This window comes from Neorhizobium sp. SOG26 (genome assembly GCF_003491345.1).
Classification (GTDB): Bacteria; Pseudomonadota; Alphaproteobacteria; order Rhizobiales; family Rhizobiaceae; genus Neorhizobium; species Neorhizobium turbinariae.
Genome location: NZ_CP025512.1, coordinates 1,420,890 through 1,435,837, shown reverse-complemented (window position 1 = coordinate 1,435,837; position 14,948 = coordinate 1,420,890). Strand labels below are relative to the sequence as shown.

Genomic DNA, 14,948 nt, shown 5'->3' with positions numbered 1-14,948 from the left:
CGTCAGCGGATGCTTCGATAGGCAGTGAGCGCCCGGTCGCGCGCAAAGCCATGGTCGATCATCGGCTTCGGGTAGTTCTTGCCGAGTTCAATGCCGGCTTCTTGCAGGACCGATTCCGGCGCTTCGAACGGTCTGTGGACATATCTGCGGCCGAGCTTTGCGAGTTCGGGCACATGCGCGCAGACGTAATCGCCATCCGGATCAAACTTTTCGCCCTGCAGGACGGGATTGAAGATCCGGAAGAAGGGTGACGCATCGGCGCCAGAACCGGCGACCCACTGCCAGTTGGCGCTGTTGTTGGCCGGATCGGCATCGACGAGCGTGTCGCGGAACCAGCGCTCGCCCCTGCGCCAGTCGATCATCAGGTCCTTGATCAGGAAAGACGCGGTGATCATCCGCACGCGGTTGTGCATGAAGCCGTGGCGCCAGAGCTGGCGCATTCCGGCATCAACGATCGGGTAGCCGGTCTCGCCCTTCGTCCAGCGAGTGAAGTCAGCCTCATCATAGAGCCACGGAAAGCGGTCGAACTTGCTGTCCCAGTTCTCTTCGTGGAGCGCCGGGAGATCACGCAGCAGGCTGTAGCAGAAGTCGCGCCAGGCAAGCTCGCGGCGGAAGTGCGTGATCTCCGTGGATGCTCTCTGCGGCAGGTCGCGTGTGGCGTGCCAGAGCCGCGCCGGGGATATCTCGCCGTGAGTGAGATGTGCTGACAGGAGAGAAGTTACCGTTTCCGCCGGGAAGTCGCGGCCTCTTTTGTAGTCGTGCAGCTCGCGCCCGATCAACTCTTCCAGCTTGGCACGGGCTCCGGCCTCTCCGGGCGTCCAGAGTTCGCTGAAGGTGGCAGCCCAGTTCGGCGCTTTGGGCAGCAGGTCCCAGTCCTCGAGATTATCCGACCTGGGGAGCGAGGCTGGCGACGGTATGGCGCTCGGCGCCGGAACCGGTTCGCGGGGTTCGCCGCGCTTTTGCATCGCGTTCCAGAAGGGCGTGAAGACCTTGAAGGCGCTGCCCGATCCGGTGCGGATAGAGCCGGGCTCATGGAGCAACTGTCCGTGGAACGCCTGGATGGCGATGCCGCCGGCCTTCAGGGCAATCGCGATCTCCCGATCGAGATCATTTCGCTCATAGGCGCGGTTGACGAAGACGGTAGTGGCGCCCGTATGCCGCGCAAGCTCCAGCAGTACATCCTCCGCCGGCCCCGCACGCAGGACGAGGTCACTACCAAGCGACTTGAGTGAGGTGCGGAGGGAGATGAGCGAGTGATGGAGCCACCAGGACTGAGCGGCACCCAGCGGCCCGACGTTCACATGCGCCGGCTCGCGAATGTAGACCGGGATCACCGGCCCGCCGGCCTCCAGCGCGGCCTGAAGCGCAGCATTGTCGTCAATACGCAGGTCTTTCCGGAACCAGAGAATTGCGGGACGGGCGTTCAAGCGGCAACTCCACTGGTCGACTGGATCGCTGTCCGGTGCGGTCAGGTTTGAATGAAGGGCCGAATCAGCAGCAGCTGGCAGGGCGCACCGGCCGGCAGCTCCGGTGCATGCGGCGGTCGGACGATCAACGCGTCAGCCTGCGAAAAGATCTTCATCATCGAGGAATCCTGCTTGTTGAAGACTTCTGCGACAAGAGCGCCAGCTTCATCGCGCCGAAGTTTGGCTCGCAGGTAATCCTGCCGCTGGTCGTTGGCGGAGAGCCGATTGGCAGTGAGGCCGGAGACGAGCCTCTGCCGCTCCGGCCACCGGGCGAGCTGGCGCACCAGTGGTTCCAGGAACAGCATGCCCGTCACGAGGCTTGCGACCGGATTGCCAGGCAGGCCCAGCACATGCATGTCGCCTAAGGAACCAACCATCAGCGGCTTGCCGGGGCGCATCGCGATGCGCCAGAAATCGAGTTCCATGCCGGCGGATTTCAGTGTTGCCTGTACAAGGTCGTGGTCACCAACCGAGGCTCCGCCCAGCGTGACGAGCACATCAACGCCGGCGGCACGCGCCTTGTCGATTGCGGCCGCGATGTCTTCCTGCCGATCCTTCACAATGCCAAGGTCGACAATCTCGCCGCCATTGTCGCGAACAAGCGCGGAGATGCCGAACGTGTTGGAGGCAATGATCTGCGACGGGCCGGGGTTGGCTCCCGGCGGCAGGAGTTCGTCGCCAGTGGCGAGAACAGCGACACGCGGGCGACGGTAGACGGAAAGCGTCGGGTGGTTCATGGCGGCGGCAACCGTCATGTGCGCAAAGTCCATCACGGTTCCCGCCGGCAGGACGACGTCGCCCTCGGCGAAATCCTGGCCGCGCGGCCGCACGTGGCGCCCAATGGTCACCTCGAACCTGGTGCGGATGCGGCCGCCGTCGAGCACCTCGGCATCTTCCTGGATGAGGATCGAGTCCGCGCCCTCCGGCAGCGGTGCGCCGGTGAAAATCCGTACCGCCTGTTTTTCTCCAACCACGCCATCAAAGGCGTGTCCGGCGGACGCCGTGCCGATAACCGCCAGTTCGGAACCAATCTCCGGGGCATCGGTGGCACGCAAGGCATAACCATCCATGGCAGACGCATGAAACGGCGGCTGGGTGAGCCTGGCTGCAAGATCGACGGCAAGAACGCGACCCTTGGCCTCGGTGAGAGGGATGACCTCTGTCCGCTCCAGGGGCCGTGCCCGATCAAGCAGCCGGGCCTTCGCGTCTGGAACGGGGAGGAGCGCCATGGTTCAGTCCTCGAGCCGGTAGGTTCCGGATTTGCCGCCGGTCTTTTCACGCAGGCGGATGCCGCCGATCTCCATGGCCTTGTCCGCGGCTTTCGCCATGTCGTAGATCGTCAGGCAGGCGACGGAGACGGCGGTCAGCGCTTCCATCTCCACGCCTGTCTTGCCTGAGAGTTTTGCGATGGCGGTCACACGCAGACCCGGAAGCGCCCCATCCTCGGCGATCTCCACGGCAACTTTGGTCAGCATCAGCGGATGACAGAGCGGGATGAGATCCGACGTCTTCTTGGCCGCCATGATGCCGGCAAGCCGCGCGGTGCCGATCACGTCGCCTTTCTTGGCATTCCCCTCGCGGATCAGCGCGAGCGTCTCTGGCCGCATCCGGACGAAACCTTCGGCCGTTGCCGAACGACTGGTGTCGGCCTTGTCGCCGACATCAACCATGTTCGCCTCACCCGAGGCGCCGAGATGGGAGAGCTCCGCCATCTATTCCGCCGCCGCGCTCGCGGGAGCACCTTCCAGCAGCAGGCGGGTGGCAGCGGCCACGTCGTCCTGGCGCATCAGGCTTTCGCCAACGAGGAAGGTTTCGATGCCGACCTTCTTCAGCCGCAGGCAGTCTGCATGCGTGAAGATGCCGCTTTCACCGACAAGGAGACGGCCGGCGGGCACCATGGGCGCCAGCCGTTCGCTGGTTTCGAGGTTGAGTTCGAAGGTGCGCAGGTTGCGGTTGTTGATGCCGATCATCGAGTCCGGCAGCTTCAACGCGCGTTCAGTCTCTTCTTCGTCATGGACTTCGATGAGCGCGTCCATGCCGAGTTCCGCCGTGGTCTCGATGAGGCTAAGTGCCTCGTCGTCTGACAGGGATGCCATGATGACCAGGATGCAATCAGCGCCCCAGGCGCGTGCTTCGTAAACCTGGTACGGCTCGAACATGAAGTCCTTGCGTAGCGCCGGTAGCGAGCAGGCGGTACGGGCGGCTGTCAGGAATTCAGGCGCGCCCTGAAAGCTTGGGGTGTCGGTGAGCACCGACAGACATGCGGCACCGCCCGCTTCATAAGCCGCGGCCAGCGCCGGCGGATCGAAATCCGGACGGATCAGGCCCTTGGATGGGCTCGCCTTCTTGATTTCGGCGATCAGGCCAAACTTGCCGGCCTGTTTCCTGCCTTCCAGCGCACGGCGAAAACCGCGCGGTGCCGGCTGATCGGCAATCCGTGCCTTGAGTTCTGAAAGCGGCACACTCGCCTTGGCGGCTGCGATCTCCTCGCGCTTGTAGGCTTCGATCTTCTTGAGGATGTCCGCCATCCGCTCAGTCCCTGTCATTGGAGACGGCCACGAGGCGATCCAGCGCAGCGGCCGCCTGGCCGCTGTCGAGGGACTGCGCTGCGAGAGTCATTCCGTCCATAATGGTTTCCGCCTTGCCGGCGACCACGAGCGAAGCCGCGGCGTTGCAAAGCGAAATGTCGCGATAGGCATTGCGGGCACCAGCAAGGACGGCCCGCAGTGCGGCGGCATTGGCCGTTCCGTCGCCACCCTTGAGTTCCTCCATCGACGCGGCCTGTACGCCAAAATCCATCGGTGTCAGCTCGAAGGAGCGGATGCGGCCATTTTCGAGCGCAGTTACCTGGGTGATGCCGGTCGTGGTGATTTCATCCATGCCGTCGCCGTGGACGACCCAGACGTTCTCCGAACCAAGATCGCGCAATACCTCGGCGATCGGCTCCAGCCACCGTGGCGAGAAGACGCCGAGCAACTGTCGCTTAGCGCCGGCCGGGTTCGAAAGAGGTCCGAGCAGATTAAAGATCGTGCGCGTGCCGAGTTCGACGCGGCTTGGGCCGACATGGCGCATGGCGGCATGGTGCATTGAGGCAAACATGAAGCCGATGCCGGCTTCGCGAATGCAGCGCGAGATCAGTTGCGGGCCGATCTCCAGGTTGACGCCGAGCACCGACAGTGTGTCCGCGGTCCCGGATTTGGAGCTCAGCGCCCGGTTGCCATGCTTGGCAACCGGAACCTTGCAGCCTGCGACGATCAACGAAGCGAGCGTCGAGATATTGTAGGTGCCGAGCCCGTCGCCGCCGGTGCCGACGATGTCGATGGCATCGACCGGCGCTTCAACGGGCAACATCTTCGCGCGCATGGTGGCGACAGCACCGGTCAGTTCCGCGACTGTTTCGCCGCGTACCCGCAGGGCCATCAGGAAGCCACCGATCTGCGATGGCGTTGCTTCGCCCGACATCAGGATATCGAAGGCGGCTTGTGCCTCTTCGCGCGACAGACTTTCGCCGTTCGCGACCCTTGCTATGAGCGGTTTCAGGTCTGCCATTCGCCGCTCCCGCTACTGAAGCACGACCTGATCGGCCACACTCTGGTTGACCGACACGCCGTAGCTATCCTTCAGACTATTGACCATCTGGTCCAGCATGTCGTCGCCTGCCGATTCCGCCATCTGCTGAAGCTGCTGGTCGCTGGACAGGGCGTCGGAGGTCGCCTGATCCACGGCCGTGACCTTCAGGAGAAGCCGGCTTTCGCCATCGGCGCCCAGCGCGCTAGCGGTGGTGTTGACCGGACCGCTGAAGGCCGCCGTGATCGCTTCGTTGCCGAAGATGGCGTCTTCGGCGCCACGGCGCAGGCCCTGCTTCGTTTCCACAGCAAGACCGAATTCGGTTGCGATGGCGGAGAGTTCCTCACCGCCGTCGATGCGACCCTTCAGCTCAGTCGCCTTGGCGGCAAGTGCCTGGCGCTGCTGGTCCGCCGTCCAGTCGGCAACGACCTTTTCGCGCACTTCCGTCAGCGGGCGTTCACGTTCCGGGACGATGTTGCGGACTTCGAACCAGACATAACCATCGTTGCCGAGGCTGACGGGAAGGGTGTCGGCGCCGGGTTCGGTCCGGAAGACTTCGGCAACCAGATTGGTCGCTGCGGGCAGGTCTGCGATCCGCTGTTCCTGCTGGTCGCGGCCTGAAGCGTCGCTGGTGACGGTCACGGCCTTGAGGTTCATTTCCTTGGCCGCGTCTTCGAGCGGCGTGCCGCTGCTGCGCAAGTCCTCGAAGCGATCATGTGCGGCCTGCACTTCCTGGGAAGCCGACGCCAGCGACATCTGCTTGCGCAGCTCTTCCTTCACGTCCTCGAAGGAACGGGTGGTTTCCGGCTGAATGTTGGTCACACGGAGGATGACCGGGCCAAAGGTGCCATCCACGACCGACGTCGTGCCGCCGGCGGCAGCAACCTTGAAGGCGGGATCGACAAAAGTCGGATCAGGCATAGTTTCGCGCGTGAAGGCGCCGAGCAGCACGTCTTCCGGCGACTTGCCCTGATCCTTGACGAGCTGTTCGAAGGTCACATTGCCTTCCTTCAGTTGGGTCGCCGCAGCCTCTGCCATCTCCTTGTTCGGGAAGGGGAGCTGTTCGATCGTCCGGGTCTCGTGGGTCTTGTAGCTGTCCTTGCGCTTTTCGTACTCTGCGCGAACCTCGTCATCCGATACGGACGATACATCAGCGATATCGGCAGGCTGCATCTTCACATAGGCGAAGGTGCGGTATTCCGGTGCGCGGTAGCGGCCCTTGACGCCTTCGAACCAGGCTGCGAGCACGTCGTCAGCCGGCGCCTTGACCGGATCGATCGTCGCGTTCGTCAGGAGGACGTAGTCGACGTTGCGCACTTCATCGCGGTACTGCTTCAGCGCATCAACAAGCGCCTGCGGCGGTTTGAAGCCATCCGAAACGGCCTCAACGATCTGGCTGCGCACCGCGACCTTGCTGCGTTCCTTGATATAGTCGTCTTCGCGGATGCCGGCGTTTCGCAGGCGCGCGGTGAAGAGGTTGCGGTCAAACTGGCCGTTGGTTGCTTTGAAGGCTGGGTCTTCTGCGATGAGATTGGCCAGACGATCTTCCGAGAGACCGAGGTTCATATCGTCAGCAAGCTGATCGAGCGCGGCGCCGGCAGCGAGCTGCGCGAACACCTGGTTCTGCAGGCCGAAGGCACGGGCCTGGTCCGGCGTCAGCTGGGTGCCGAACTGGCGGCTGAGGCTCGCGATCTGGCGCTGGTAGGCGAGGCGGAACTCTTCCGGCGAGACCTGCTGGTCGCCAACCGTCATGACGGTGTTGCCACCGGAGGTAAAGACCGTGCTTGAAATGCCCCAAATGGCGAAGGAGGCAACCAGAAGGAGGAGCAGAGCCTTCGCAACCCAAGAGCGGGCGGCATTTCGGAGGGAATCAAGCATCGTTCAATTACCTTGCAAACAGCGATAGCCGCCCCAACGAGGCGGGTTGAGCACTGTCTCTAAATCAAAGCGACGCGGAAATGAAGGTGGGTGCAATGAAAACCGCCGGGGCGCGTCCACATCTGGCTTATGCTCGTTCGACCTGCGGTTCGGCTATCTCGCCGAGCTTTGCGGCAAGGGCTGCTGCATCGAATGGTGCCCGCACCTTCGCGTCGTTGTCGAAGTACACATAGACATCCAGCCCGCGCATCTGCGGCGGCGACGGTGGTCCCACCCTTGGCGCGGACTGTGGATCCTTGCCGCGCCGCCATTCGCCGATCAGTTGCGCCCAGTGATCGAGGGCGGCATCATCGTAGCCGCTGACATACAGTTGCTCGGACCCGTGCAGGCGGCAGTAGATGAAGTCGGCGGTGATATCCATGAGCAGGGGCCAGTCGACCGTATCGGCCACAACCAAGCCCACGTGGTACTGGCGCAGAAGGTCGATGAACGCCTGCGAACGGAAACTGTCATGGCGGATCTCGAAGGCGTGACGCATCGGACGCTGCCTGTCGATCTCGAGGTGGGAGCGGCCGTTCAGCCGAGCATCGTGCTGAGAAGCCAACTGCAGTGCCTGCTCCGTGTCGCGCGGGAGTAACTGCAGAAAGGTTTCAAACCGTGCCGGGTCAAACTTCATCTGCGGCGGAAACTGCCACAAGATGGGGCCAAGCTTCTGTTCGAGGCGCAGAACGCCGGAGGCGAGGAAATTCGCCAACGGGGTTTCCACATCGATGAGGCGCTTCATATGGGTGATGAAGCGCGGGCCTTTGATGGCGAAGATAAAATCATCCGGCGTAGCGGCATGCCAGGCAGCGAAGCTCTCCGGACGCTGCAGGCCGTAGAAGGTGCCGTTGATCTCGATGGAGCGGAAGCTGTTGGCCGCAAAGCTCAGCTCCTGCCTTTGCGGCAGACCCTTTGGATAAAAGACACCACGCCACGGCTTGTAGGTCCAGCCGGAGATCCCGATGCGGACATCACCGATACGCTGCTTCATCCTGCACCTCCATTGCCGGGTGAACAGGATGGAGCAGATGAAGTTCCGTCGGCCTACTTTGTGAAGATGAAGAAGGCCCCAAGCGCGATGAACGCAAACCCGATGATCTGCTTCCAGCTGATCGCTTCGCCGAGATAAAAGACCGAGAAGATGACGAAGACCGAAAGGGTGATGATTTCCTGGATGGTCTTCAGTTGTGCGGCGTTGAAATACCCGTAGCCGATCCGGTTCGCCGGAACCTGCGCACAATACTCAAACAACGCGATACCCCAGCTAACCAGGATCACCAGGTAGAGCGGCTTGTTCTCGAACTTCAGGTGCCCATACCAGGCAAAGGTCATGAAGACGTTGGACAGGATCAGAAGCCCGATCGTGACGAAGGGGACGGAAGACAAAGACATGACGGATAATCCCAGGGACTGTGATGCCTGCGCCAGCCGACTGGGCAGGATGTGATCCTCTAGCGCTCACTGCCCCTGCGTGACAATCAAAAGCAGCACATAAGCCATGACCGTCAACATCAGGCCACGGAAGGCATAGGAGACGAACTTGTATTTCTGCCGCGCGATGAGCGAGAGCACGTCGGCATTGTCGAGGTACTGGTTGAACAGATAGCTGACGTCGCTGTGCCGCGCGGCCTGCTCGAACAGTGGCCGGTGCATCGGCCAGGTGCCCCAGAACAGCGAGGTGGACTTGTCGACGCGGCGCGGCAGGACCACGAGGATGGCGCACAGAATCGAGGCGACAGAAGCAAGCGCGAGCGCGGCCGAGACGAAAATCTGTGGCCAGTCTCCCTGCGTGTACCGGATCCAGCTAAAGACGCCGCGACCTTCCGACGACGACACCAGAAAGGCAAGCATGAAAGTAAAGATGTAGGCTGCCTTCTGGTCAGATATCTTGATCTGATCGTAATAGATGTCGTTTATCTTACGGATATGGTTGATATATTCCTCGGTTATCTCGCCCGTCGCCATCGGCATTTCGAGCATCTCAGTCGGTGCAGTTTCAAAGTCACTCACGTGAATATTCCCCTTTATCTCACTGTAACTCTGTTAATACAGTCTACTTAGAAAGCAAGTAGCGGCGGTTTAGGCTATCTTGACAGTTCGCAAGTAAGTAGCCACTGGTTGCGCATGCTGGGGACATTCAATCGATTATTACTTGCGGCCGTTGCGTTGCCGGCGGTCGTCGCCGGACTTTCCGTGACTGCATTCGCGGAGCCAGTGGCGCGGAGCGGACCTGCGGCCGGTGCCGTCATCGCGCGCAAGGCTGGCGAGGAAGTCCGCTTCATTGACGTCTCGAACTGGCGTTTTGTGGATCTGAAGCAGGATCTCCTGACCGGCGACGTGCTGCGCACCAATGAAACCGGGCAGTTGGCGATCCTGTTCTCCGACCGCACCCAGGTGCGGCTTGGGCGCAATTCGACGCTTGTCGTGAAGCAAATTACTGCAGGCACCAGTGCCGACACCGTGCTGCAACTGCAATCTGGAACGATCTGGGCGCGTGCAGAACGAGGTGGTCCAGGCGTGCAGGTGCAGACGCCGGCCGCTGCCGCCGCCATCCGTGGCACGGACTGGACGATGACCGTGAAGGGCAGCCAGACCTCGCTGACCGTGCTTGAAGGGCTGGTGCAGTTCAGCAATCCGCAGGGCAGCGTTGATGTGCGCCAGGGCGAGGGGGCGGTCGCATCGATCGGCCAGGCGCCTCGCAAGATCGTCATCGTCGACTCCGACGACCGCGAGCAGATGCTGTATTTCCTGGCTCCCCGCAACGCCTTCGGCTTCATGGCCGCCTCGCCGCTGCCGGTCGCCAACATGCGCCGCGAGGTCGATCGCATCTCCGCTATCCAGCCCGGCAGCCGTAGCACCGAAGACCTTCTGGTCCTGGCGGAAACCCAGCTTTCGCTTGAGGGCCGGCAGACGATGCTGGAAACACTCGCGCTTCTGGAATCGCGAAAGCTGTCACCGGCACAGCGGGCCAGGCTGCACCTCGTCAAAGCCATCACGGCGGCGAGCGACAGGCGCTACGACGAAGCCGTCAAGCTGTTCAAGCTTGCAACCCCCGGCCTTGATCCAAAACGACGCAACGTTGCGGAATACGGCAGCTATTATGCCCGCTCGCTCGGCGACCCGAACCGGGTTGTGCAGCCGCCTTCCTCTGTCAACAGCGCTTACAGCGCTCTCCTCAAAGCTTATGCCACGGGCTTCCTCAAGGATATCCCTGCGGCCATCGAAGTCATACGCGATGCGGAACGCAAGTTCCCGCAGGATCCGATGCTGCCCGCCGCACGCGCCCAGTTGGCAATCCTGGTCAACGACCGGCCGCAGATCGAGGAGGCGATTGCGCGGTCGCTGGCGCTTGACCCGAACGAGCCGACGGCCTTGGAAGCACGCGCCAACTATCGCGCCGACTTCAAAAGCGACCTGGATGGCGCGCTCGCGGACCTGCAGGCCGCGCTGAAGGTGGCACCGGGCTCCACCACGATCTGGAACGCCCTCGGAAACCTGCAATATGAGCGCGGTGACGAACGCGCGGCAGAAGCGGCGCTGAAGAAGTCGATCGACCTCGATCCGCTCGATCCACTCGGTTACGCCAACCTCGCCAACATCTACATGGACCAGAACCGGGTGGAGGAGGCGAGGGCGCTGATCGACAAGGCCCTGGAACTGGATCCAGGCTTTGATCTCGCCCTGATCTTCCGCGGCCGCTACAAGATCCAGGCGGGACAGGTCGACGCGGGGCTTGAGGATGTGCTGGCGGGCACGGTTGCCAACCCCGCCTATTCTGCCGGCCAGACGGTGCTTGCGGCCGCGCATCTGGAAAAGGGCGATCGTGTCGCGGCAGAACAGGCGCTCGATAACGCCGATCGTCTTGATGACAATGATCCGGTCATCGCCGCCGCGCGCACCGCGCTTGCCATTGAAGACTATGATTCCGAAGGCGCGATCCGTCACGCGCAGGATTATGTGAAGCGGTCACTGGCGCGTGGCGGCGACTACAGCACGCTCGGCGCCAACCAGCAGGCAGGCTCGACGCTGAACTCTGCCTTCCGTTTCCAGGGCCTGGACTCCTGGGCCGAATATTATAGCGACGCCGTGTTCGACCCGTTTGCCGGCACCGCGTATATCGACCAGGCGATCCGGGGCAGCGCGAACCCGTTTGCCAACAGCTACACCTACGGCACGGACGTCATCAACAATACCGGCAACAGCCAGGCATTCTCTTCGCTCTTCCAGGGCCTGCTGCTTGAACCGCACCTGATCGCGTCGCAATCGATTGGCACCCACCTCTTTACCACGCCCTTTTTCGAGACATCATTGGAAGGTGGTTTCAATACCGCCGGCGGCGAGGTGGGGTATGAAGCGGAAGCCAGCGTTCAGGGTTATACCAACCTGCCGATCCCGATCAGCTTCAGTGGCACGCTGCAATGGCAGCAGACGCCGGATAGCCGGGATATCGGCGCCTTGAGCGACCTCAATAGCGAGAGTGAGGTCGTGGGCGGAAGCGTTTTCTTGAGCGCAGACGTTACCCCCTATGATCGGCTGATCCTCTACTACAACGATGCCAGCGCTGATTTCTCGCAGGACGTGATAACGGAAGACAGTCCGGCGGCACTCTTTCCCTTCCCCGTCGTTGGCGAAGTGCCTCTCCTGAGAGAACGCGACATATCCACGAGGGCCGTCAACGGCGGCCTCGGGTGGAGCCATACGATTGGCTACAAGAACAACGTCAACGCAGCGTTCCTCTACAGCAGGACCGAATCGCGTACACGCTCCTACCTTGAGTTTGACTTTCTCGGTCTGCCGATTCCTGTCGGTATAACCTCCGCGGCACTGGATCAGGAAACCTATATCCTCGCCTTGAACCACACGATCGCCTCAGGCGATCTGACTTGGCGTTATGGGGTCGAAGGTGGTTGGAGCCGGGAGGAAACGGGGATCAGCTACGAAGACCGGGTGCCGATTACTCTATTCGCGCCGTTCTTCGACCTCCTGCCGTCTGGTCCAACATTCGACGTTACCACCTCTGACACCAGCACGGTTGGCAGGGCCTATGTCGATCTGCTTCATGAGATCTCCCCCAGCTTGAAAACCGAGTACGCACTGTTTGGAAGTTATGTCGACAGCGACAACGGCGACGTATCACGTCTGGAGCCACGTATCGGCTTGGCGTGGACGCCGATGAACGGGCAGTTGTTCCGTGCCGGCTTCATGCGCAGCAGCATTGACGTCTCAACGCCCACCCTGTCGCCTGTGGGGATCGTCGGCCTCCAGCCGAACCAGATATCGGTTGGCGCCGAAGGTTACGTGGATACCTACGCGCTGCGCTGGGATGCGGAATGGACGCCAGACTTCTTCACGTCGGCAGAGTTCCAGCACCAGGAGCTCCACGACCCGACGATCCCGATCGCGCTTTCGGTCACGCCATTTTCGACCGGTCGCGGCCGCATCGACCGTGGCAGCCTGACCGCGAACCTTCTTCTGGGTCATGGTTTTGGCCTTTCGTCGACAGTCGTTTACACCGACTCGGAGGATGAGGACCCAACCTCGCCGCGTTACAACGGTCCCCTGCCGTTCATCCCGGAATGGGCGGGGCAGGTGGCTCTGACCTGGGTGAACGAGGCCAATATTCGCGCTACGCTCGCCGCCAATTATGTCGGCGAGCGGATCAGCGATGACAGCACGCGGCTGGGTGACTACTGGACCCTTGATGCAACGCTCACCTGGGAGCCATTCGACGACCGGATGGAGTTGAACCTGGCGGCCTATAACCTGCTCGACGAAGACTTCGAGGTGGATACCGGCACGCCCGGCTGGGGTCGGTCCTTCAAGGGCACGCTCAAAGTCCGCTTCTGATGATCGGGGCGACAGTCAGTTCCATTACAAGGCGGCGCCCGTTTGCTTCGCGGCGCGTGCAGGTCCTGACCTTGAGCCTGTTCATGTTTGCCGCGGTCGCGCTGGTTTCCCGGCTGCCGGCGTGGCCGCTCATCGACTACCGCGCGTTCGATTATCTTTCGACAATCGGCGCAGATCCTTTGCCGGATGACGGGCCGATCATCGTGGCGATCGACGAGCCGTCGCTCGCCGAGATCAATGTCCAGTGGCCGTGGCCGCGCAGCCTGCATGCGCGCCTGATCTCTGCCCTGCGCGCTGCGGGCGCCAAGATGATCGGCATCGACATCATTTTTTCCGAACCGTCACTGCCCGGTGAAGACGAAGGCCTGGCGGCGTCCCTTGGCCCGGATGTTGTGCTGGCAGGCGACGAGACGCTGGTGACGTCGGCGCAGGCTGACCAGTTCATCCGGGTAACGCCGCTGCAGATCTTCACCGACAAGCTCGCGATGACGGGGATTGCCTCGGTCGGGCTTCACCGGGACGGCGTATTGCGCGAGATGCCGGTCTACAGCGACGGTTTTGCCGCGATGATCGCTGCCGGGGCAGGGGGGGCGGCGGAAAGTCCGCCCCGGGGCAGCTTGATCCAGACCTTTGGTGGTCCCCGAACCTATCCGACGGTCTCCTATTACCAGGCGCTGGATCCCGAAAACTTCCTGCCGCCCGGGTTGTTCAAGGATCGCATGGTGATCGTTGGTTTGAGCCTCCAGAATGCCCCCTCGATCGAATCCGGCGGCGCGGATGCCTTTGCAACCTCCTCTACCGTCCATACAGGAAAGCTCACCGCCGGCGCAGAGATCCAGGCGACGATCCTCGATAATCTGAGGCTTAGCCAATATGTGACGGAGGCGAGCCTGCCGATCCGCCAGGCTGTGCTTCTGGTCGCCGTTGCCTTCGCTGCCTTGCTGGTCTGGCGAGGCACCGGCTGGAAGACGGTCGTCCTTGGCGCAGCGGCGCTTTTCATGCTCTTGGCCGGAAGCTATCTGACGCTGCGGTTCGGCCGGGTGTTTGCCTCGCCCATGGCTCCGTCTCTCGCTTTCATCGGCATCGCCGTGGCGCAGGCAGGGCTTGATTATGCGCAGGAACGCAAGAGCCGCCGCCAGATCACCCGCGCCTTCTCTCAATATCTGGCGCCGGCCCTCGTGGAGGAGCTCGCGCGCGACCCGTCCAAACTGAAACTTGGCGGCGAAAAGCGGGAACTGTCGATCCTGTTCTGCGACGTGCGCGGTTTCACCACCATTTCCGAGCAGTTGAAGGATGACCCGCAACAATTAACGACGCTGATCAACCGGTTGCTGACGCCGCTCTCGGAGATCGTGCTGTCACACGGCGGGACGATCGACAAGTATATCGGCGATTGCCTGATGGCCTTCTGGAATGCGCCGCTGGATGATCCCGACCACGCCAGACATGCGGTTTCCGCGGCACTCGACATGCTTGATTCGATGGACGGGCTGAACGCCGAACTCAAGGCAGAAGCGCAAGCGTCCGGGCGCGTCCATTATCCGCTGAGGATCGGCGTCGGCATCAATACCGGCGAATGCGTGGTGGGCAATATGGGGTCCAGCAGCCGGTTCGATTATTCGGCGCTCGGTGACGCGGTTAATCTCGCGGCGCGCCTGGAGGGGGCGTCGAAACCCTACAACGTCTCGCTGCTGGTTGGCGAGGCGACGGCGCACGCTGCCTTTGGAACTCTCATGGTGCTCGAACTTGATCGGATCACGGTGAAGGGAAAGACGGAACAATCGCCGGTGTTTACCGTGCTTCGCCAGAAGCCGGATACTGCGGTGATCGAGCGTCACCAGCAGTTCCTGACGGCCAAATATGCGGGCGATGTGAACGCCCAACGAGTACTTTCAAGAGAGCTTGCGGAGGCCTTGCCGGCGCTCGCCGGCTATTACGGCCAATTCCATGGAGACCGCAGGGCAACTGATGGCACGGCCTAGTGCAGCGTGCCGGGGTTCAGGTCATCTTCCATGATGCGGAAGGCTTCGTAGAGCGCTTCGACCAGTATATCCGTGAGCTTGTCGCCGTCGTTTTCCTGCAGGAAGAGTGCGATCGCCTGTTCCGATGGCTGGTTGAAGTTGCTGTGTTCGTTCGACATGTCATTGT

General features: G+C 62.0%; 12 protein-coding genes. 2 read left to right on the top strand and 10 right to left on the bottom strand.

The annotated features are described in order from the left end of the window. Nucleotides 1–2: 2 nt before the first annotated feature. The 9 genes from CYG48_RS07240 to CYG48_RS07200 form a co-directional block, all read right to left on the bottom strand. The gene (locus tag CYG48_RS07240) at nt 3–1,427 is read right to left on the bottom strand and encodes a cryptochrome/photolyase family protein (protein WP_118849750.1); all 1,425 of its coding nucleotides are present in this window, start codon (nt 1,425–1,427) and stop codon (nt 3–5) included. Between the two features lie 41 nt (nt 1,428–1,468). Further along, complete coding sequence (locus CYG48_RS07235; protein ID WP_118849749.1) at nt 1,469–2,695, bottom strand: molybdopterin molybdotransferase MoeA; 1,227 nt, start codon at nt 2,693–2,695, stop codon at nt 1,469–1,471. Nucleotides 2,696–2,698: 3 nt separating this feature from the next. Next, nucleotides 2,699–3,178, bottom strand: coding sequence for a cyclic pyranopterin monophosphate synthase MoaC (moaC, locus tag CYG48_RS07230; protein WP_118849748.1), 480 nt, complete (start codon nt 3,176–3,178; stop codon nt 2,699–2,701). Next, complete coding sequence (gene trpC / locus CYG48_RS07225; RefSeq protein WP_118849747.1) at nt 3,179–3,994, bottom strand: indole-3-glycerol phosphate synthase TrpC; 816 nt, start codon at nt 3,992–3,994, stop codon at nt 3,179–3,181. Between the two features lie 4 nt (nt 3,995–3,998). Beyond that, entirely contained in the window at nt 3,999–5,015 is a 1,017-nt protein-coding gene (gene trpD, locus CYG48_RS07220) for an anthranilate phosphoribosyltransferase (protein ID WP_118849746.1), read from the bottom strand. 12 nt (nt 5,016–5,027) lie between these two features. Beyond that, the gene (locus tag CYG48_RS07215) at nt 5,028–6,911 is read right to left on the bottom strand and encodes a SurA N-terminal domain-containing protein (protein WP_118849745.1); all 1,884 of its coding nucleotides are present in this window, start codon (nt 6,909–6,911) and stop codon (nt 5,028–5,030) included. Between the two features lie 127 nt (nt 6,912–7,038). Further along, nucleotides 7,039–7,944, bottom strand: a complete 906-nt coding sequence (locus CYG48_RS07210; protein WP_118849744.1) for a DUF72 domain-containing protein — start codon at nt 7,942–7,944, stop codon at nt 7,039–7,041. A gap of 53 nt (nt 7,945–7,997) precedes the next feature. Continuing rightward, entirely contained in the window at nt 7,998–8,345 is a 348-nt protein-coding gene (locus CYG48_RS07205; protein ID WP_118849743.1) for a DMT family protein, read from the bottom strand. 66 nt (nt 8,346–8,411) lie between these two features. Next, nucleotides 8,412–8,963 carry a Pycsar system effector family protein gene (locus CYG48_RS07200; RefSeq protein WP_118849742.1) on the bottom strand — a complete coding sequence of 184 codons (552 nt, stop codon included), beginning with the start codon at nt 8,961–8,963 and terminating at the stop codon, nt 8,412–8,414. Between the two features lie 114 nt (nt 8,964–9,077). Between CYG48_RS07200 and CYG48_RS07195 the strand changes: the two genes are divergently transcribed. Beyond that, a complete protein-coding gene (locus tag CYG48_RS07195) occupies nt 9,078–12,800 on the top strand; it encodes a FecR domain-containing protein (RefSeq protein ID WP_118849741.1) in 3,723 nt (1,240 codons plus the stop codon). Further along, complete coding sequence (locus CYG48_RS07190; RefSeq protein WP_118849740.1) at nt 12,800–14,782, top strand: adenylate/guanylate cyclase domain-containing protein; 1,983 nt, start codon at nt 12,800–12,802, stop codon at nt 14,780–14,782. The genes CYG48_RS07195 and CYG48_RS07190 overlap by 1 nt, the downstream gene beginning before the upstream one ends. On the opposite strand, the gene CYG48_RS22455 is transcribed toward CYG48_RS07190, so the two are convergent. Next, on the bottom strand, nt 14,779–14,940 hold the full coding sequence (locus CYG48_RS22455) for a hypothetical protein (protein WP_199925245.1): 162 nt from the start codon (nt 14,938–14,940) through the stop codon (nt 14,779–14,781). The two genes, CYG48_RS07190 and CYG48_RS22455, sit on opposite strands and share 4 nt — an antisense overlap. Nucleotides 14,941–14,948 lie beyond the last annotated feature (8 nt).